The organism is Kitasatospora herbaricolor (assembly GCF_030813695.1).
GTDB lineage: Bacteria > Actinomycetota > Actinomycetes > Streptomycetales > Streptomycetaceae > Kitasatospora > Kitasatospora herbaricolor.
Genome location: NZ_JAUSVA010000002.1, coordinates 1,077,268 through 1,096,987 on the forward strand (window position 1 = coordinate 1,077,268; position 19,720 = coordinate 1,096,987).

General features: G+C 73.8%; 16 protein-coding genes. 8 read left to right on the top strand and 8 right to left on the bottom strand.

The window, feature by feature from the left end:
* Positions 1 to 50 precede the first annotated feature (50 nt).
* Both J2S46_RS05140 and J2S46_RS05145 read left to right on the top strand, forming a co-directional pair.
* Positions 51 to 869 carry a maleylpyruvate isomerase family mycothiol-dependent enzyme gene (locus tag J2S46_RS05140; protein ID WP_191292777.1) on the top strand — a complete coding sequence of 273 codons (819 nt, stop codon included), beginning with the start codon at positions 51 to 53 and terminating at the stop codon, positions 867 to 869.
* 376 nt (positions 870 to 1,245) lie between these two features.
* A complete protein-coding gene (locus tag J2S46_RS05145) occupies positions 1,246 to 1,842 on the top strand; it encodes a choice-of-anchor C family protein (protein WP_191292778.1) in 597 nt (198 codons plus the stop codon).
* A gap of 126 nt (positions 1,843 to 1,968) precedes the next feature.
* On the opposite strand, the gene srmL is transcribed toward J2S46_RS05145, so the two are convergent.
* The 6 genes from srmL to J2S46_RS05180 all read right to left on the bottom strand — a co-directional run bounded on the left by srmL (position 1,969) and on the right by J2S46_RS05180 (position 12,015).
* Positions 1,969 to 3,090 (bottom strand): PheS-related mystery ligase SrmL, encoded by a 1,122-nt coding sequence (srmL, locus tag J2S46_RS05150; protein WP_191292779.1) that lies wholly within the window; start codon positions 3,088 to 3,090, stop codon positions 1,969 to 1,971.
* A 480-nt stretch (positions 3,091 to 3,570) separates the two neighbouring features.
* Positions 3,571 to 5,364, bottom strand: a complete 1,794-nt coding sequence (locus J2S46_RS05155) for a pectate lyase-like domain-containing protein (protein WP_229913147.1) — start codon at positions 5,362 to 5,364, stop codon at positions 3,571 to 3,573.
* 643 nt (positions 5,365 to 6,007) lie between these two features.
* Positions 6,008 to 7,849, bottom strand: a complete 1,842-nt coding sequence (locus tag J2S46_RS40790) for a SpoIIE family protein phosphatase (RefSeq protein WP_191292780.1) — start codon at positions 7,847 to 7,849, stop codon at positions 6,008 to 6,010.
* 388 nt (positions 7,850 to 8,237) lie between these two features.
* The gene (locus tag J2S46_RS05170) at positions 8,238 to 9,134 is read right to left on the bottom strand and encodes a geranyl diphosphate 2-C-methyltransferase (protein ID WP_191292781.1); all 897 of its coding nucleotides are present in this window, start codon (positions 9,132 to 9,134) and stop codon (positions 8,238 to 8,240) included.
* Positions 9,135 to 9,148: 14 nt separating this feature from the next.
* Positions 9,149 to 10,507, bottom strand: a complete 1,359-nt coding sequence (locus J2S46_RS05175; RefSeq protein ID WP_191292782.1) for a family 2 encapsulin nanocompartment cargo protein terpene cyclase — start codon at positions 10,505 to 10,507, stop codon at positions 9,149 to 9,151.
* Positions 10,508 to 10,602: 95 nt separating this feature from the next.
* Positions 10,603 to 12,015, bottom strand: coding sequence for a family 2B encapsulin nanocompartment shell protein (locus tag J2S46_RS05180; RefSeq protein ID WP_191292783.1), 1,413 nt, complete (start codon positions 12,013 to 12,015; stop codon positions 10,603 to 10,605).
* A 403-nt stretch (positions 12,016 to 12,418) separates the two neighbouring features.
* Here J2S46_RS05180 and J2S46_RS05185 point away from each other — a divergent pair, with 403 nt between their 5' ends.
* Positions 12,419 to 12,766, top strand: coding sequence for a VOC family protein (locus J2S46_RS05185; RefSeq protein ID WP_191292784.1), 348 nt, complete (start codon positions 12,419 to 12,421; stop codon positions 12,764 to 12,766).
* A gap of 416 nt (positions 12,767 to 13,182) precedes the next feature.
* Here J2S46_RS05185 and J2S46_RS05190 read toward each other — a convergent pair whose 3' ends face one another.
* Together J2S46_RS05190 and J2S46_RS05195 are read right to left on the bottom strand one after the other, a co-directional pair.
* Positions 13,183 to 14,139, bottom strand: a complete 957-nt coding sequence (locus J2S46_RS05190; protein ID WP_191292785.1) for a class I SAM-dependent methyltransferase — start codon at positions 14,137 to 14,139, stop codon at positions 13,183 to 13,185.
* Between the two features lie 149 nt (positions 14,140 to 14,288).
* The gene (locus J2S46_RS05195; RefSeq protein ID WP_191292832.1) at positions 14,289 to 15,083 is read right to left on the bottom strand and encodes a spermidine synthase; all 795 of its coding nucleotides are present in this window, start codon (positions 15,081 to 15,083) and stop codon (positions 14,289 to 14,291) included.
* A 414-nt stretch (positions 15,084 to 15,497) separates the two neighbouring features.
* Between J2S46_RS05195 and J2S46_RS05200 the strand changes: the two genes are divergently transcribed.
* The 5 genes from J2S46_RS05200 to J2S46_RS05220 all read left to right on the top strand — a co-directional run bounded on the left by J2S46_RS05200 (position 15,498) and on the right by J2S46_RS05220 (position 19,596).
* Positions 15,498 to 16,457: an alpha/beta hydrolase gene (locus J2S46_RS05200; protein WP_191292787.1), complete on the top strand. Its 960-nt coding sequence runs from the start codon at positions 15,498 to 15,500 to the stop codon at positions 16,455 to 16,457.
* 108 nt (positions 16,458 to 16,565) lie between these two features.
* Entirely contained in the window at positions 16,566 to 17,210 is a 645-nt protein-coding gene (locus tag J2S46_RS05205; RefSeq protein ID WP_191292788.1) for a 2'-5' RNA ligase family protein, read from the top strand.
* A gap of 188 nt (positions 17,211 to 17,398) precedes the next feature.
* A complete protein-coding gene (locus J2S46_RS05210) occupies positions 17,399 to 18,382 on the top strand; it encodes a S1C family serine protease (protein WP_229913148.1) in 984 nt (327 codons plus the stop codon).
* A 360-nt stretch (positions 18,383 to 18,742) separates the two neighbouring features.
* Entirely contained in the window at positions 18,743 to 19,204 is a 462-nt protein-coding gene (locus J2S46_RS05215) for a COG1361 family protein (protein WP_191292789.1), read from the top strand.
* A gap of 110 nt (positions 19,205 to 19,314) precedes the next feature.
* Complete coding sequence (locus J2S46_RS05220; RefSeq protein WP_191292790.1) at positions 19,315 to 19,596, top strand: hypothetical protein; 282 nt, start codon at positions 19,315 to 19,317, stop codon at positions 19,594 to 19,596.
* The last annotated feature ends 124 nt before the right edge of the window (positions 19,597 to 19,720 follow it).

Below are 19,720 nucleotides of genomic sequence, written 5' to 3' on the forward strand. Positions count from 1 at the left end.
AGGGTCGTGGGTCTGGACAGGGCCGCAGCGGTCGGTCAGTCTTCACCACCATGACCCTCCCGCTCTCCCAGCAGTCCCCCGATGCCGTGCGCACCGCGCTCTTCGAGGCGGTCACCGCGGTCGGCCACGAGGCCGTCGCCCTGCTCGCCGGCTGCCGCGGCGACGCGCCGATACCCGGCGCCGAGTGGACGGTGGCCGAGGCCGCCGCCCACCTGGCGATGGTCAACGAGTTGATGGCCGCACTGGCCGCGGGCGAGGAACGTCCCTACGGGGACGGCACCCCGGGCTCGCTGGCCGCGGCGAACGCCGCGTCGCTGGCCGAGCGACCGGAGCGGGACCCGGCCGTGCTGGCCGAGGAGATCGCGCGGCAGGCACGGGCGTTCACCGCGGCGGCCGGCCCGCGCGCCGGCACCGAGACGGTGGTGACCCCGCTGGGCCCGATGAGCCTGGACATCCTCGGCTCCTACCTGCTGACCCACATGCTGGGCCACCTGTACGACATCGCCGTCGCCCTCGGGCGGCCCCACCCGATCGACCGCCACCGCGCCGCGCTGGCGCTCCCGTTCGTGCGGACGGCCATGCCGTGGGTGGTGGACGCGCGCGCCGCGGCCGGCCACAACGCCTGCTACCGGCTGCGGGTGCGCGGTCTGGACGGGTTCGCGGCGACCTTCACGGACGGCGCCGCGGTGGTGAGCCAGGAGCCGCCGCGCCGGCCGGACTGCACGATCCTCACCGGGCCGGTGGCGTTCCTGCTCATCGCCCTGGGCCGCTACAGCGCCACCGACGCCCTCCTCCGGGGCAACGTGCTCGCCTGGGGCCGTCGGCCGTGGCTGGCCCTGGACTTCCCCCGGCTGTTCAAGGCCCCCTGAGCGCGGGCCGGCACCAACCGGCCGGACCACGGCCCTACGGACGGCAGCCGGACGGGCTGCCCGGCCCGAGGCGACCGCCCGACGGCGCGGCGCGGACGGCCCGGCGGAGTGCGCCGCCGGGGAGGGGCGTACACGATGCGTTCCGCGCCCCGGGCAGACGCGCCCGTCCGGGGCGGCGCAGCCGCCGGAAACGGTTCGTCCGGGCCGCCGCCGCGGGCCTCGACCGGTCGAAACCGGCGCGCAAGAGCGCACCCGCAGCCGCCACGCGACACCGGCCGCCCCCCGGCCGGCCTTGGCAGGGATCACCGCGACCACAGAAGCTCTGTGCACGGCCGATCGTCGACCGGCCTCAGCCACCTGCCCTGGAGGACCCTCCATGTCGTTCTCGCGCACCCGCATCGTGCTCACCGCCGTGCTCGTCGCCGGCGCCACCGCCATGGCCGCCCCGGCCCAGGCCGCCGGCGGCCACCGCGCGCTCAGCCACTTCGACGACGGAAGCTTCGAGACGCCCAAGGCCCCCGCGAACGCCTTCACCGGCCTGACCGCCGGTCAGACCGTCGGCCCGTGGAAGGTCACCGCCGGCAGCGTGGACCTGATCGGCGCCGGATTCTGGCAGGCCGCCGAGGGCGACCAGTCGCTCGACCTCAACGGGTCCGGCAGCGGCACCGTCGCCCAGAGCTTCACCACCGTCCCGGGTACCACCTACTCCGTCACCTACGCACTCGCCGGCAACCCGGAGGGCGGGGTGGCCCTGCGGACCGGCCGGGCACTGATCGACGGCCAGGACTTCCAGGACTTCTCCTTCGACGTCACCGGCAGGACGAGGACGGCCATGGGGTACGTCGGACACCAGTTCAGCTTCGTCGCGCAGGGCACGTCCACCACCCTGGGCTTCGCCAGCACCGTCGCCGGGGCGTACGGCCCGGTGATCGACAACGTCCAGGTCAAGGAGTGCAAGCCCTGCTGCGGGTGACCGGCCCGATCCGCCGGGGCGGGCGGTGGCCTGCGGCCCGCACCGGGACCTCACCAGCCCCGGTGCGGGGTGACGCGCCGGTGAGGCCGGCCCCGTCCCAGCGGGCCGTGCCGGTCTCACCGTCCGTCAGCTGCTCGCCGCCCACTGATGGCCGCTGCCCTGGTGGACGGCGGCGTAGATCCGGTCGCGCAGCAGGTTGGCGTCGTGGTCGGTGAGGGTGCGGTCCAGGTGCCGGAGGACCACCTTGAGGAGGACGTTCATCTGGTCCGGGCGGGCCCCGAGCCGCTCCCGTGCCCGGGGCGGCAGGTCCGCGCAGGGCGTCCGGGTGAGGATCTCGACGCTCTCCACACAGTCGGCATCCGTGCCCAGCGCGTCACGGACCCTGTCGCCGAGGTCCTCCGCCAGGTCGTCCCGGTCGACCGCGACCGAGAGGTCCCGGCGGATCGGGGGCATCGCGGACACCGGCCGGTACGGGGTCAGGTCGGTCATCTGGCCGGCCACGGACGGTTCGGCCGAGCGCAGGACGCGGATGTCCGGGACGCCCTTGAGCAGCATCAGCATCCGGTCGAGCCCCATGCCGAGCGCGAGGCCGCTCCACGAGGCGTCCAGGCCGGCCCGCTGAAGCACCTGCGGGTGGGCCAGGCCGCACTCCGCCACCTCGATCCACTCGCCCTGGCGCTCGACGTCCACCTGGCGGCCGGAGAGGGTGTAGGGGTGGACACGGTCCTCGTGGCGGTGCTCCGCCCCGGGGAGGATCCCCGCCACCAGGGTCGTCACCATGTCGTCCAGGTCGGGCGTGGTCATGGCGGCCGGGCAGCGGGTGAGACGCCACAGGTCGAGCTGGTGGGGAGTGCCGGTGTGCAGGCGGTCGATGCTGTCGCGGCGGTAGACCAGACCGGGGCAGACCAGCAGCACGTCGTCGGCCGGGTCCGCTGCCAGAGCGCGCAGCGCGGCCGGGACGAGAGCGCTGGAGTGGCTCCGCAGCATGCGCCGATCGTCGACGTAGCGGGTGTAGCGGGTGTCCCGGGTGATGTCGTCGGTGCGGTAGCCGAGGTTGTCGTAGTTGTCCTCGACGGTGACGGTGCGCTCGCCCCGGTACCAGCGGACCTCGCAGCCCCAGCGGTTCGCCAGTGTGCCGACGGCGCGGTCGAGGACGAGTTGGAGGGCGTGCGGCCCGGCGGCCGGGTCGGTGAGATCCCGGACGGACAGGTCACGGGCGAGCTGTTCGGCGGAAAGGTGAGCGGGCATGTCGGCCTCCTGGCCAAGGGCGGTGACGGGGGGTCCGCACTCCCCCCCAGCCCCTGGGCATGACCGCCGTCCTGGGTCGGCCGACTCAGCTCCGCGGACGTGGCGAAGTCGGACCCCTGCGGCGCCCTTCGGGGGCCGGGGGGCCGGTAAATCGGCGATAGATCGCTACGACGGCCACAGGTGGACTGTAGCCGGACCCCGGCTCCGGGTCCCGCGGTTTTTTCGCGCCGGGTCACCCGCTGCACCCCCGGCAGCCCGGTCCCGCGGCCTGCCCCGCCTGGTGCGGCCGAGCCCGCGCCGGGCGCCCGAACGGCCCAGGCCCCGGGCGGTGGAGCCGACCCGGGTGCTGGGGCCGTCACGGTCGGTGGAGCCGTCCCGGCGGCGGAGGACCGCGGGCACGCCTGTGGGCACGCCCCGGCCGGAGCCGTGGCGTGCCCACAGGTACGGTGCCGGGAGCCCGGCCGGCGCTCCCGGCGTGCGTCAGGAGGTCGCGACGCCGTTCGAGTACTTCTTCATGAAGTAGGTGCCGAAACCGTTCTGCACGGGGTCACCGCTGTTGTTGGCGCAGTGCAGGACGCCTCCGCCGCCCGGGCCGTTGAGGCAGACGGTCATCAGGTCGGTGAGGACGACCCCGGGGGTGTCGGGGACCTCGTAGGCCCGGTCCGTGTAGATGTCGGCCTGCAGGTTGAAGAAGCAGTAGCTGCCCAGCCCCCAGGCCTGGTGGTCGCGCACGGAGTCGGCGACCTTGTACGCGGCGTAGCCCCGGGTACCGCCGTGGCCCCAGGCGGACTGGGTGGGGACGTCGTAGGGGTGCTCGTTCTGGAAGAAGTAGGTGCGGCCGTGTTCGCCCTTCCAGTGCACCTCGTACTTCTGGAAGTGCTCGACGAACAGCCCGTACACGGTGACCCGGTCACCGTTGACGAGGAAGCCGGTGCCGGCGGGGTTGACCGCCCAGCCGACGCTGCCGTCGAGGCCGTGGTCGGCGCGCCAGATCCAGACGTGGTCGACGATCACGTCGTTGCTGTCGATCCGGATCCCGGTCTCGGTGCCGCCGGGCACGAAACCGCCGACCCGGACGAAGACGTCGAAGAGCACCGTGGGTCGGGCGGAGTGGTCCCTCCGGCTGCGGCCGTCCCCGACGCTGAGCAGGACGCGGGAGCCGGCGGAGGCGGTCTCCAGCAGCACGCCGGCCACGGTCACGTCGTCGACGTCGTCGACCTCGATCAGCGAGTTGCCGTCGACGGCCTGCAGCGTGGCCAGGCCCAGGCCGAGCACGACCGTTCCGGGCCGGGACACCCGCAGCGGGTCGGCGAGCCGGTAGACGCCCGGGGTGAGCAGCAGGTGCTGCCCCCGGGAGAGGGCGCGGTTGATGGTCTCGGCGGAGTCGCCGGGCCGGGCCACGTGGAAGCGGGACAGCGCGATGCTGTGCCCGGCGGCCTTGCCGGCGGCCCAGGTGGTCCCGGTGGAGTTGCGGCGCAGGGCCGGGACGAAGACCTGGTAGGAGCCGTGGGCGTCCACGGTGAGGAAGGGCTTCTCCCGGACGACGGGGGTGCGGTCGACCGTGGTCATCGGCGGCGTCGGGAAGCTCTGGGCGGGGGCGCCCTGGGTACCGACGAAGACCATGTTCCAGTTGGAGCCGGTCCAGCTGCCGAAGGTGTCGTTGCGGGACAGCCACTGCTGCTGCGAACCCGACTCGACCTGGCCGTCCACCAGGCTGTCGGCGAGGAAACCGCCGCTGGACCAGCGGTTGCCGGGCGGGCTGGGCCACAGGGTCAGGTCGCCCTTGACGTGGGTGCGGCGCATCGGGGCCGCCTGGGACACCGCCCAGCGCTCCAGGCCGTCCGGCGGGACGATGCACAGGTTCTCGGCGGCGCGCCAGAAGTTCTGGGTGCCGTTGCCCTCGAACCACTGCGCGTCGGACGTGACATGACCGTGGATCACGACGTCGTCGGGGCTCTCGCCCAGGCCGAGCACGTGCGTGTAGAAGCCGACGTTGACGTCGACGTTGTAAGTGCCCGGCTTGAACGCCAGGACGTGCCGCTCGGAGCCGAACTGGTTGGACTCCTGGATCTTGAACACGGCGTCGACCTGGGCCTGGATCGCCGCGTCGCCCATGGAGGGGTCGAAGACCAGGAAGTTGGCGCCCAGCCCGGCGGGCCTGCGGGACTCAGGCGCGGCATGGGCCGCGCCGCTCGAAAGGGCGCCGACCACGGGCAGTGCGGCGGCTACCGCGGCGCCGCGGAGCACGGTCCGGCGGGGCGGGGTGACAGACATGACTCTCCCAGGCGTGGTGGATGGACGGGGAGCGGACCCGGGGCCGGTTTCCCACGGCTTGAGAGCGCTCTCCCGCGCTCGGAAGTGAATCACCGGGACCGTGCGGCGTCAATGACTCCGGATCACCTGTGACGGAGGGGCTCCGGATCCGCCGCACGGATCCCCCCGCCGAACCGGGCCGCCTGCTGACGGCCCGTCGGCCGCCCTGGCACCGTCGTCGCAGGTGGCAGCCGCCGTGGCCGAAGGGAGCCGGGGCGATGGGCCCGGGCGACGCTCCGCGGGGCGCGGCACGCGTCCGGGCACCGGCGGCCGGCGGGTCGGGCGGCCCGGACACGTCGAGCCCCGGCCGACGTCGATCCGGCCACCGCTCGGGAGCGCTCTCCCCTGGTCGGCGCAGTCGTACGGCCCCCACCGAGGAGGCCTGGTCACCGTCCGGGTCGTCGATGTGGATCGGGGGCCTGATGGCCTGCCGCCTTGCCGCAGCCGTTCGCGGCCCGGGTGGATCCGCCCGTCACGCGTTGGACCGGCCGCTGAACGACGCCGGGCGGCGGACGCACCCCGTCGGCCCGTCGGCCCGGTGCCGCGCTGACGGGTTCGCCCATCGACCGGGGCGGGGCTCGCCACCGGCCGCCCGGACGGCCCGTCAGCCCGTCCGGTGCGGGCCGGGAAGGTCCTGCTCGCACCAGATGACCTTGCCCGTGCTGGTGTATCGGGTGCCCCAGCGCGCACTGAGCTGGGCCACCAGGAAGAGCCCGCGGCCGCCCTCGTCGTTCGCGGCGGCGTACCGCAGGTGCGGGGCGGTGCTGCTGGCGTCGGAGACCTCGCAGATCAGCCGGCGGTCGTGCAGCAGCCGCACGCCGATCGGTCCGGCGGCGTGCCGCACCGCGTTGGTGACCAGTTCGCTCAGCATCAGCTCGGTGCTGAACACCAGCGCGTCCAGACCCCAGCGTTCCAGCTGGCGGGTGGCGGTGGCGCGGGCCTCGGCGACGGCGGCGGGGTCGGAGCGCACCTCCCACTCGACGATCCGGTCCGGCGACAGGGCCCGGGTGGTGGCGACGAGCAGGGCGACGTCGTCCTCGTGACGGGCCGGCAGCATCGCCTCCAGGACGGCCTGGCAGGTCTCCTCCGGGGTCCGGCCGGGCGGGGCCAGCGCCTCGCTCAGCATCCGCAGCCCGATGTCGATGTCCCGGGTGCGGGCCTCCACCAGGCCGTCGGTGTAGAGGACGAGCCGGCTGCCCTCGGGCAGCTCCACCTCGGCGGTGGTGAAGGGCAGGCCGCGAAGGCCCAGCGGGGGGCCGACGGGCGTGTCGGGGATCTCGACCGTGCCGTCCGGGTGGACGAGGACGGCGGGCAGGTGTCCGGCCCGGGCGATCTGGCACCGTCGGGAGGTGGGGTCGTAGATGGCGTACAGGCAGGTGGCGCCCACCACCACGTCGGTGCCGCTGGCCGCCTCCTCCTCGTCGATGCGGCTGACGACGTCGTCGAGGTGGGTGAGGAGCTCGTCGGGCGGCAGGTCCAGCGCCGAGAAGTTGTGCACGGCGGTGCGCAGCCGGCCCATCGTGGCCGCGGCGTGCACGCCGTGGCCGACCACGTCGCCGACCACCAGGGCGACCCGGGCCCCGGACAGCGGGATGACGTCGAACCAGTCGCCGCCGACACCCGCGTGGGCCGGCAGGTAGCGGTAGGCGGCGTCCACCGCGTTCTGCTGGGGCAGGCCGCGCGGCAGCAGGCTGCGCTGGAGGGTCATCGCCATGGCGTGACTGCCGGTGATCGCCGCGGACAGCTGTTCCTGAGTGGTGTAGCGGGCTTCGAAGACACCGTTGTTGCGCCCTAGGCGAAGCACCGCGACGCGGTCGGAGACCGCCTGCACGTCGTCGAGGTTGTGACTGACGAGGATCACGGCGTGACCGCGGTCGCGCAGTCGGCGGATCAGCTCCAGGGTCTGGGCGGTCTGTTCCAGCCCGAGCGCGGCGGTCGGCTCGTCCAGGATCACCAGGTCGGGCCGGCCGATCAGGGAGCGGGCGATCGCCACGGCCTGCCGCTGGCCGCCGGAGAGGGAGGCCACCGGGATCCGCAGGCTGGGCAGCCGGACGGACAGGCTGTCGAACACCTCCCGGGCCCGGCGTTCCATCTCGACCTCGCGCAGCAGCCCGAACCTGCGCAGTTCATGGCCGAGGAAGAGATTGGCCACGGCGTCCAGACCTTCGCAGAGCGCCAAGTCCTGGTAGACGGTCGCGATGCCCAACTCCTGGGCGTCCAGAGGGCGGCGGACTTCGACCGGCCGGCCGCGCCACTCGATCACGCCGCTGTCCGGCTGAAGGACGCCGGAGACCGTCTTGACGAGCGTGGACTTGCCGGCCCCGTTGTCACCCACCAGGGCGACGATCTCGCCCGGCCCGATGTCCAGCCGGACGGAGCTGAGCGCCTGCCGGGAGGCGAACCGCTTGGAGATCCCGCGCAGCGACAGCAAGGGGACCTCGGCCACCTGACCACCTCCGCTCGTCCGCGCTCCGCCGGTCTCCCCCGGTGAGTCTGCCCGCCGGGAGGGGCGAAGCGCGGCACAACGCGCCGCACCGGAGCCGGTCGGCCCCTGTACGGGGCCCCGGTGGGCGAGTGCGTCCGCCCGCCGCCACCCGCCGCCCGCGCCGGAGCCGTACTCGCGAACGGCGTGGGCGCCGCCCGAGCGCCGGGCCGAGCGGCGGGGATGACTCCCGGCCCCGGCCGTATGAGCGGCAAGGGGCTCGATTCGAACTGGCGCACCAGCGACCGGGGTGGATCCGGGACGGGGCGTCCGGCGGGTGAAGGCACCCGACGGCGCCGGCAGGGCCGGGTCCGTCGGGTGACGGACCCGGCCCGCCCGGAGGCGGTCGGGTTCAGATGCGGTCGGCCGCGATCAGGAGGTACTGGAAGGAGCCGTCCTTGTAGGAGTTGATGAACGCCTCTTCGATGCCGGTGACCAGGGGGGACGTCGCCCGGAGTTCCCAGTAGGGCAGGGTCGCGGGAGTCAGGTCGATGACGGCCTGCGGTACGAGACGGTTGTCCGCCATCGCTCGGAGGTACTCCCGGCGGGAGTGGATGTTGCACTCGAAGTGCGCGTTGATCTGGGAGACCCACTTGGAGGGCTGGCCGTAACGCGGGTTCCAGCAGCCGGTGATGGTCACGTAGCGGCCGCCGACCGCGAGGACGCGGGAGTGCTCGGAGAAGAGGTCGTGCAGGTCGACGTACATGCTCGACTCGTTGTTCCACGAGGCGGCGGCCTGCCCGGTCTCGAAGGGCGTGCTGAGCATGTTGCAGACGCGGGCGCGGACGTGGTCCTGGATGCCGAGTTCGCGGGCGCGCCGGTTGGCGAAGTCGGCCTGCTTGGCCGACAGCGTGACGCCCTCGACCTTGCATCCGAAGCGCTGGTGGGCCATGACCATCGAGCCGCCGCGGCCGCAGCCGGCGTCCACGAGGGTGTCGTCGCGCCCGATGGTGCCGAGGTGGTCCAGGAGGACCTCGGCCTGCGCCGACTCCAGGCGGTGGAGTTCGGCGATCAGCTTCTTCTCGTAGGCGCTGTCCTCGGTGTCACCGAGGGCGGCGTGGTCGACGTCGCCGATGCCGTAGTGGTGGTGGTACAGGCCGTCCACGTCGCCGAGGCGCAGGTTCACCGGCCTGGCCTCGTGGTCCCAGTAGCGGGCGATGTCCCCCTGGTAGGGCGTGGCCGGGGTGGGGATGAAAAGGGAGGTGCCGGCGGAGGTGCCGTTGGCGGTGCTGAGATCAGTGCTGGTCACGGATAAGTCCGTCCTTACCAGAAGTCGGGCAGGCTGTAGCGAAAGGTGTTGGTCCGGTGCCAGTGGTGGTTGCCGTCGACCCATACGGCCACTCCCCGCAGGAAGCGGAGCACGGTCGGGGCGGGGCAGGCGGCGGCCAGGGCGGCGGCCTCGTCCTCGAAGGCCCGCATGAGGTCGTTGTGGACCTCGACGGCCTTGAGGTAGGCCTCCTGGTCGGAGACGCCCTCGCGTTCGGCGATCACCACGGGCAGATTCAGGTGCCGGCCGGGGCCGGCGAGTTCCTTGGTGTACGAGTACAGGTCGTTGACGATCGTCGTCGCGTTCCCGGCGAGCGCGAGGACCCGCTGCATGGCGGGCTGGGCGTGGAGGTCCGCCGGCAGTTCGTAGCCGCCGACGGTGTCGGTGATGGTGGGACAGGGGCGGAAGTTGTTGAACTGGCGCATCGCCAGGTACTCCCACACCTCGGGCACGTGATCCGTCTGGGCCCAGGCGGCCTCGGCCAGGTACCCCAGGTGCAGACGGGCCATGTCGTGCCGGAACCGGTCGGCCTGGGAGGGGGTGGACCGCTGGACGAAGTACTCCATGGCGGAGCGGTACGCGCGCCGGGGGGCGTCCGCGTGGAGGGACTGCGCCCACTGCGGCCGGTACTCCGTCGTGGTCTGCAACGGGTCCAGCGCGGTGTGCGCCAGCAGCAGGCGTCCGCCGAGGCCGACGGGTGACCCGCCGTGGTCCTCGCAGTAGCAGTCGTCCACCGCGTTCTCGGCGACCATCAGCCGCGTGGCGACCATCAGATGGTCGACGGTCGGCGCGTCCGGATGGCAGCCGACCATGTAGCGCCCGACGGAGAAGCCGTCGAACTGGTCCTCCCAGTCCTCGGGGAACAACTGGACCTCGTCCAGGGCCCAGGCCTTGATCCTCCGGCTGACCTCCTCCACCCGCGCCGGGTCGGGCTCCGGCACCGGGTGGTGGTAGAGACCCGGGATCGGACGACCCGCCACCGGCGCCCCGGATGCCGCGGGCTCCTCGCGCAGGGCCGGGTGCAGGCTCGACGTGCCCAACCCGCTGGGACCGCGCAGGATCCGGTCCAGCACGGGGCTCGACCGCCCCACCTCGGCAGCACCCTCCACCACCTGTCGGGCGGCGGGGCCGCCCCCCGGAGCGTCCGGTACCAGGGGCGCGGGCACCGCCACGGGCGCCTCCCCCGCGGCGGGGACGGGTGCGAAGACCCGGCCGGGCAGGGACGGCAGGGCGGACCGGGTGCCGGCGACGGGTTCCGGGCCGGGGGACCGGGCGCCGGCGAGGATGTGCGTTCCGAAGCGGGCCGCCGCGGCAGGCAGGCTCGACTGCAGAGGGGAAAGCCCGGGATCGGGCATCCTTGGCTCCTTGGTGAGGTGGGTGGGCTGTCCCGGGTCCGGGCATGCTCGACCGGCCCGGGAAGGTCCGGGCTGTCGTGACCGTGGAGCGGGCCCTAGTCGCGCCCGCGGGCGATCTGCACGTTCTCCAGCACACCGAGCGCGTCGGGCACCAGGATGGCGGCGGAGTAGTAGGTGGAGACGAGGTAGGAGATGATCGACCGTTCGTCGATGCCCATGAAGCGCACCGACAGGCCCGGCTCGTACTCCTCCGGCAGACCGGTCTGGCGCAGGCCGATGACGCCCTGGTTGTCCTCGCCGGTTCGCATGGCCACGATCGAGCTGGTGTTCTCCTTGCTGATGGGGATCTTGTTGCAGGGGAGGATCGGGACCCCGCGCCAGGCCGGTACCTGCTGCCCGCCGACGTCGACGTGGTCCGGGTAGAGGCCACGGGAGTTGAACTCCCGCCCGACCGCCGCGATCGTCTTGGGGTGGGCCAGGAAGAACTTGGTGCCACGCCGGCGGCAGAGCAGCTCGTCGAGGTCGTCCGGGGTGGGCGGGCCGGAGTGCGTCTGGATCCGCTGCTTGAAGTCGGCGTTGTGGAGCAGGCCGAACTCCCGGTTGTTGACGAGTTCGTGCTCCTGCCGCTCGCGCAGGGCCTCGATGGTGAGCCGGAGCTGCTCCTCGGTCTGGTTGTGCGGCCCGTTGTAGAGGTCGGCGACCCTCGTGTGGATCCGCAGCACGGTCTGCGCGAGGGAGAGTTCGTACTCGCGGGGCTTGAGTTCGTAGTCGACGAAGGCGCCGGGCAGTTCGGCCTCGCCGGTGTGGCCGGCCGACAGTGCGATCTCGGCCTCGCCGTGCTTGTTCTGCCGCTGCTGGGGCAGCGAGCTGAACTGCTGGATGTGGGCCTGGAGATCCGGCGCCGCGGACAGCACGGAGGCGAAGTCGGCGCGGGACAGGGAGAGCAGGGTGCCGGGGGTCTCGGCGGTGGCCGTGTAGTCCCAGCTGGCATCGGCGTCCAGCAGGGCGTTCTCGCCGAAGCGGTCACCGTCGGCGAGGACGGCGACGGCGACCTCGTCGCCGTACTTGCCGACCGAGGTCTGGCTGATCCGGCCGTGGGCGATCAGGTGGATCCGGTCGGCGGGGCCACCACGTTCGACCAGTACCTCACCGGGCCGGAAGTCGCGCTGGACGCACCGGCCGGCGATCGCGGTCAGCACCTCCTCGTTCTCGTAGCCGCGCAGCAGGGCCAGTTCGCCGAGCTCCCGCGGGATCACCCGGACGTCGCCGCCGTTCTGGATGAACTCGATGCGTCCGTCGCCGACGGTGTAGCTGAGCCGGCGGTTCACCCGGTAGGTGCCGCCCTTGGTCTCCACCCAGGGCAGCATCCGCAGCAGCCACCGGGAGGTGATCTCCTGCATCTGCGGGGCGGACTTGGTCGTACTCGCAAGATTGCGGGCGGCGGCCGTGCTCAGACTGGACTGCTGGGACGGCGCAGGCTGGACTTCGGGGCTGGTTTCGGTGGTCATCGGGAGATCTCTCATTCGTCAGGCGGCGATCCCTGTACGTACACATCACCGGGAAAAGAGAAAAAGAGGGCGAATATCCGGGAATCCGTCCGGACACGGTGGAACAGTATCGGCCGCCGCCTCCCGTTGCCCCGGACGAACCAATGCATTACCTCGTTGCAGCGATCTTTCCCCGCATAAGGTTTGAATGGGCGACAGCCGGTATTCGATCCGGGGCCGCGAGCCGGCCGGGCGCCCGCCGGTCACCCGAGGTGGCCACCGGACCGCACGGCCGGCCGCCCGCGCGCCCGGAGGCCGCACCCCGCCCTCGCCCGGGACACGTTCGAGCAGGTGCGCGCCGGCCGGGCCGGCGTAGTACTCCTAGGAATCCGCAAGGCACGCCCGTACTCACTTGGAGCAGTCGATGACCGTTCGCCGCGTGGTACCCAATGTCCGGTCGGAAGCCGGGCCGGAGAGCCGGGAGTTCTACGGCCTGCTCGGATTCGAGGAGGTGATGAATCACGGCTGGATCATGACGTTGGCCTCGCCGTCCGCGCCGGCGGCGCAGATCAGCTTCATGACCGAAGACCTGACCGCGCCCGTCACGCCCGACATGAGCATCGAGGTGGACGACGTGGACGCCGCCTACGCGGCCGTGCGGGAGAGCGGCGCGGAGATCGTCCACCCCTTGCAGGACGAGGAGTGGGGAGTGCGCCGGTTCTTCGTGCGTGACCCGAACGGCCGGGTGGTCAACGTGCTGGGCCACCGCTGACCCGGCCCCGGAGGGCCCGGGCACGCACCCCCGCGCGGACCCGGGCCCGGGCACGCCCTCGTTCGGCGGCGTCGACACCGGCCAAGGCGCCGGACGTGCACCGGGCGTGCGCCCGACGCGTCCCGGACGTGCGCCGGAGGGCACCGCCTCGCCCCCTCAGCACGGCGGATCAACAGCGCGACAGGTCCTCAAGGCCAAGGAAAGCCCCGACCAGGAGCACCTCACGAGCCTCAACGCCCAGCAACTGGGCTGAACACGCCCGGATCACCGCGGCGGCGGGCCGGCCCTGCCGCGGTCACCGGAGCGCGTCGGGCCGGCCGGCCCGTCCCGGCGGGAGACATCCTCCCGACCGAGCCGCAGCGGGCCGGCCCGGCGGTGGTCCTTCGATCGTCGGCCGGCGGCGGGGCGCGGGCGCCCTACGACTGCTCGGGCCGGCCGGCGAACTCCAGCGCGGCCACCGAAGGGCGGCGGGTGGCCAGCGGCGGCACCCTCAGCGCGAGCGGCAGCAGGGCACCCAGCAGGCCACGCCCGCCGACCGGCCACACGTCCCGCACCGCCACCACGGCCGCGCTCGCCGTACGGAGCTTCGACCGCTCGTCCGCGTCCATCCCCCAGGGCATCGGGGGCGCCTGGTAGCTCCGGGTACGCATCCTGCCGCTCAGGGTCAGCCTGCTGAACCAGCGCGGTACGGCGTCCAGCACCAGCGTCCCGCCGGGGAAGCGCTCGGCGCAGCCGGCGATCAGCTCGCGGACCTCCCCCGGACGCAGGTACATCAGCAGGCCCTGCGCGGTGATCAGAACGCCCTGGGCCGGATCGACCTCGTCCATCCAGCGCGGGTCGGTCACCGAGCAGGCGAGCAGCCGCTGCCGGGGCCCGGTCGGGAGCAGCCGCTCCCGCAGGGCGATCAGCTCCGGCAGATCGACCGAGAGCCACCTGGCCCGCCCGTTGTCGACCCGCCAGTACTGGGTCTCCAGGCCCTCGCCGAGGCAGACCACCGTCCCGCGCGGATGCCGGGTGAGGAAGTCCGCCACCTCCCGGTCGAAACAGGCCACCCGCAGCGCCTGGAGCTGTGCCTGGAGGCCGCCGCCCCCGGCGAAGCGGTCGTCGAACGGGTAGTCGATCCGCTCGACCAGCTCGACGGCCTTCGGGTCCGGCAGCACGGTGTCGGGGCGGGCGGCCTCGACGGCGCGGTGGTACAGCGTCCACAGGGCGGTTTCGGGCACCGCCGCGAGGTCGTCGGCGACCACCGGCGCGGACGCGGCGGCCCGGCCGGCCGGCGCCGGGGTTGCGGGTGTCGCGCCGGTCGGGGCCGCGTCCGCCGGGACGCGGTCGGACGGGACGCGGTCGGACGATGCCGGTCGGCGGGCGGTCATGGTCGCGCTCCTCGGGACGTGGTGACTGGACCTGCCGATTCTGGCACCGGCGCCGCCCCCGGCCGGTCCCCGGCCCGCCCGACGCGCCGGTGGGAGCATCGGTTCGGCGGGACGGCGCAGGGCTCCGCCGATGTGACGCCCAGCCGCGCTCAGCCGACGCTGAACGCCCCGGCGGGTGGCGGCGGCGAGGCTTCGGCGTCCTCGTCCAGAACGGGGCGGGCCCGGCCGACCAGGGCCGTCAGCTCGTCCTCGTCGCACAGGCGGGCCGGGAAGGGGTCGGCGGCGAGCAGCCGGCTGAGCTCCGGCACCGGCAGCGGCCGGTCCGAGCCGATCACCAGGATGTTGCCGTAGCGGCGCCGGCGCAGCACCGAGGGCTCGGCGACCAGGCAGGTGTGCGGGAAGACCGCCCGAAGGGTGGCGGCCTGGGCCCGCGCGAAGGCCAGCGGTGGGCCGTCGGCGAGGTTGGCCGCGTAGCAGCCGCCGGGGCGCAGCACCGCGGCCGCGTGGCGCAGGAACTCCACCGAGGTCAGGTGGGCGGGGGTGCGCGACCCGTGGAAGACGTCCGCGAGCACCAGGTCCGCCGAGCCGGCGGGTGCGGCGGCCAGCGCGGCGCGGGCGTCCGCGACGGTGGTGGTGATGTCGACGCCCGGTCCCTGCCAGGGCAGCCGCTCCTCGATCAGGGCGAGCAGCGGGCCGTCGACCTCGACCACCCGCTGGCGGGAGCCGGGCCTGGTCGCGGCGAGGTAGCGCGGCACGGTGAGGGCGCCGCCGCCGAGGTGCAGCGCGTCCAGCGGCTCCCCGGCGGGGGCGAGCGCGTCCACCAGGTGGCCGAGCCGGCGGGTGTACTCGAATTCGAGGTGGGTCGGGTCGCCGAGGTCCACGTAGGACTGCGGGGTGTCGTCGAGGGTGAGCAGCCAGCCGCCGTCCTGGTCGAGGTCCGGCATCAGCTTGGCGGTCCCGAGGTCGACCCGGCGCTGCACGGGCAGCGGCTCGGGGAGGCCGCCGGTCGGGCCGGAAGGTCCGGGGGTGCCGGGGGTGCCGGAAGGTCCGGGGGTGCCGGCGGGTCCGGGGGTGCCGCTCACGCCGCCCCCTGCCGCTGCCGGCCCGGGACGGTCCGGTGGTCCGGGACGGTCCGGTGGTCCGGCAGGAGGGGCACGAGGGGCCGCAGGGACCGGACGGACGGGCGGGAGGCGACCGGGGACGTCCTCCCGGTGGCGGTGATTCTGGGCATTCCCGCAGCATAGGCGCCGAGTGTGGAGTCGCTGCCACCGGAAAGGCTACCGGCCGGTATCGTCGGTGCTCCCTGAAGCAGTGGTTCCTGTGACAGCAGGTCAGAGCAGAGGCTGGGTGGGTCAGACGTGGAGTTCCGAGAAGACATCCTGGGTGCCCCGTACGAGGCGGCCGAGCTGCCGCTGCGCGCCGACGAGGAGGGTCCCGTCCACGCGACCCTGGTGCGGCGGCTGGTGCCGGGCTCCCGGCAGGCCGTGCTCTACCTCCACGGCTACACCGACTACTTCTTCCAGACCCACCTCGCGGAGCACTTCACCGCGGCCGGCTTCTCCTTCTACGCCCTCGACCTGCGCAAGTACGGGCGATCCCTGCGCCCCCACCAGTCACCGAACTTCGTCCGCGACCTGGCCGCCTACGACGAGGAGATCGACGAGGCCGTCCGGGTCGTCCGGGATCTGGACGGCCACACCCGGCTGCTCGTCAACGGCCACTCCACCGGCGGGCTGGTGGGCGCGCTCTGGGCCTCCCGGCGGGCGGGACGCGGCCTGGTGGACGGGCTCTTCCTGAACAGCCCGTTCCTCTCCCTGCCCACCGCTCCGGCGATCCGCGCGATCGGGGCCCCGGCCATCGACGCCCTCGGCCGGCTGGCGGCCACCCGCAAGCTGCCCGCCCCGCTCAACCCGCACTACGTCCACAGCCTGCACCGGGACCACCGGGGCGACTGGGACTTCGACCTCACCCTGAAGCCCGCCGCGGGCTTCCCGCTCTACGCCGGCTGGCTCGCCGCCATCCAGCGCGGGCAGCGCGAGGTCCGGCGCGGGCTGCGGATCGACTGCCCGGTCCTGCTGATGGCCTCCACGGCGTCAACCGTCACCAGCAAGTGGGACCCGGCGCTGCTGCGCACCGACGCCATCCTGCGGGCCGACGACATCGCCGCCCTCGCGCCCCGCCTCGGCCGGCACGTCACCACCGTCCGGATCGACGGCGGCATGCACGACCTGGTGCTCTCGGGCGACCAGGCGCGGGCCCAGGTCTTCGCCGAGCTGGACCGCTGGACCGAGGCGTACTTCCCGGCGCCGGTCGCCTGAGGTCCGTTCCGGGCGCCCTGGACGCGGCCGACCCGGACGCATCCTCGGCGCACCGATGACCGGCGCCGGCGTTCGCGCCCGGGGCCGTCCGCGGCGGATCATGGCCGGGTGGAACCGTGGCCGGGTCCCGAGGACGCGGCCGGGGCGGCCGCCGTCCCGGGCGTGCTCGACCTCGCGCCGACGCCCCGGACGGCACTGGCCTGGATCCCCCCGCCGGAGCTCTGGCCGGCGGTCCAGGACATCAGGTGGGAGCACGACCCGCAGGTCCGCCGGTGGCCGCCGCACGTCAATCTGCTCTTCGGTTTCGTCCCGGAGCCGGAGTTCCCACAGGCAGGCCCGCTGCTGGCCGAGGTGGCTGCCCTGACCCCGGGATTCACCGCGCGGCTGCAAGGGGTGCGCAGCTTCCGGCACCGCCGCTACGCCACCGTCTGGCTCGATCCGGCGGCGGCCGGGCAGCGGCCGTGGGCCGCACTGCACGAGGCCCTGGTGGAGCGCTTCCCGCGCTGTGCCGGTCGCGGCGCCGGCTTCACCCCGCACCTGTCGCTCGGCCGGACGGGCGATCCGCGCGGGCTGGCCGCCGAGTGCGAGGCCCGGCTCGGCGGCCGTCAGGCGAGGGTCGGGGAGCTGACGCTGCTCTCGCGGCGGGAGGCGGGGCCGATGCTGGCGCGGGCCACGGTCGCGCTGGGGACGGGCGAATTCCGGCCGCTACCGGAGCAAGGGGCCGGCCGGTGGCAAGGCGGCGGCCGGGGCTGAGGCCCCGGGCGTACCGGGCGTGCCCCGGGCGTAGGCGTGTGCCCCGGGCGTACGGTCCACGGCCGGTCGACCGGACGGCCGGTGCGGAAGTGCGGCGGGTCGGTCGTTGTTGAGGAGGTAGAGCGCGGCGCCCAGGCCGAGGGTGCCGGCGGCCGGCGACAGCCGGGTCAGGTGAGGAGGGCCGAGCCGTGTCCGGCACACTGCCCGAGCCCGGGCGCTCCCCCGCGGAGCGGGCGGAGCTGGACGCCTACTCCCGGGCCGTCACCACGGTGGCGGCCGAGCTGACGCCACGGGTGGCGGCCTTGCAGGTGCTCCGGCGGAGCCGGGGCGGGTGGTTCGCGTCCGGGACCGGGTCCGCCGTGGTGTTCACCGAGGACGGGTTCCTGCTCACCAACGCCCACGTGGTCGGGCACGCCGACGCCGGGACGCTGGACTTCGCCGACGGCACGACCGCGCCGTTCCACACCATCGGCACGGACCCGCTGTCGGACCTGGCCGTGCTCCGGGCGGACGCGGCGACCCCGCCGCCGGTGCGGCTCGGCGAGGCCGGCGCGCTGCGGGTCGGGCAGCTGGTGGTCGCGGTCGGGAACCCGCTCGGGCTGGCCGGCACGGTGACCGCGGGTGTGGTCAGCGCCCTGGGCCGCTCGCTGCCGGCCCGCACCGGCACCGCGACCCGGGTGATCGACGACGTGATCCAGACCGACGCGGCCCTGAATCCGGGCAACTCCGGCGGGGCGCTCGCCACCTCCGACGGCGCGGTGGTCGGGATCACCACGGCGGTGGCCGGGAACGGGCTTGGTCTGGCCGTCCCGATCAACGTCACCAGCCGTCTGATCATCAGCACCCTGCTCAGCGACGGGCGCATCCGCCGGGCGTACCTCGGCCTCGCCGGCGTGCCCGCACCGCTGCCGCCGGCGCTCCGTGCCCGGACCGGCCGGCGGGACGGGATGCGGGTCGTCGAGGTCGTCCCGGGCGCGCCCGCGGCCCGCGCCGGGCTGCGCCCCGGCGATCTGCTGCTCACCGCCGAGGGGGAGCCGGTGGCGAACGCCCAGGCCCTGCAGCGGTTGATGCTGGCCGACGCGATCGGCCGACCGCTGGCACTCACCGCCCTGCGCGGCGAGGCCCTGGTGGACGTGATCGCCACTCTGGCCGAGCTGCCGGCGGACGACTGACGACCGGGCGCGGCCGGGCTCCGCACGGCCCGGGCGGCGGGGTGACGGAGGCTGCCGCACCGGGGCTGCGGCGCGACGTACACAGCAGAACCCCAGGTCGGGAGGACGGGCAAGGGCCCGAGCGGGGCCGGCCGACACCGCGGTCGGGAGGACGGGCAAGGGCCCGAGCGGGGCCGGCCGATACCGCGAAGGAGGTGCCGAGGTCGTCCTGCGGACCCGGGATCGGCCGGGTTAATCCTCTGTCCCCGTACTTTTCTGACCGGCTATGCGTACCCTCCTCCGGCCGGCCGCTCCGTCATCTGTCCGGTCCTGCCAGGAGGACCGGCCCGGGCCCGGGATCGGCGCCTAGGCTCCCTTGCCATGCCCACCACAACTTTCAGGCGCTTCGGCCTGTCCGCGATCCTGTCCCTCGTCCTCGCCCTGGCGTTCATGGCCTCCCCGGCGCACGCGGCCTCCCCGGCCCTGTCGGTCACCGCGAGCTCCTCGACAGTGACGCCCGGCGGCTCGGTGTCGCTCTCCCTGACGTTCACCAACGTCCACGACACCCCGGTGCAGTTCATCTACCAGTCCGTCCTGCCCACCTGGCAGACCACCCAGGCCGCCGGCCTGAAGTTCACCCTCAGCGGCAACACCGTCGACTACTCCGCACCGATCGCCCCCGGCGCGAGCACCACCGTGACCATCTCCTACCAGGTGGCCGCCGACTCCTCCTGCGGCGGCCGGATCGACCTCTACACGTACCTCTACTACGAGTACCAGGCCGGCAGCCTGACCGAGTCGACCATTCAGGACCTGCCCGGCAGCGACGTCCTCTGCGTCTGACACAGTTCCCTCCGGGGCGGGCCCACGTCCACCCCCTTGAAACGTCCGAAGTCTGATCCGTCCGAAACCGATCACCCGGAGACCGCACCGGCCCTGGACCCCCGGGGCCGGTGCGGCCGTACGTCCGCCCGGCGGCGAACGCCGCGATCAGCCAGGAAAGGCGCCCCGACGGGACCTGCGCCAAGACCTGGGAGATCGTCGGCTGGGCGGCGGGGCAGCCCTTCGCCTGGGTCGACGACGACATCGACGAGGCCGACCGCGCCTTCGTCGCCGCCCGCCATCCGGGCCCGGCCCTGCTGCACCGCGTCCATCCGGCGAAGGGGCTGCGGGACGAGGACTTCGAGGTGCTCGCCGCCTGGGCCGCCGGCCCGGGAGCGGCGGCGCACGGGTAGCCGGGATCACCGATCGTGCGGCGGCCCGACACCGTGGAGCCGTCACAACCCTTTGCTCAATGTTCGCTCAAATGACCATACGCATCGTTGACTTGATGGATCGTCACACCGTACTTTCGACCAC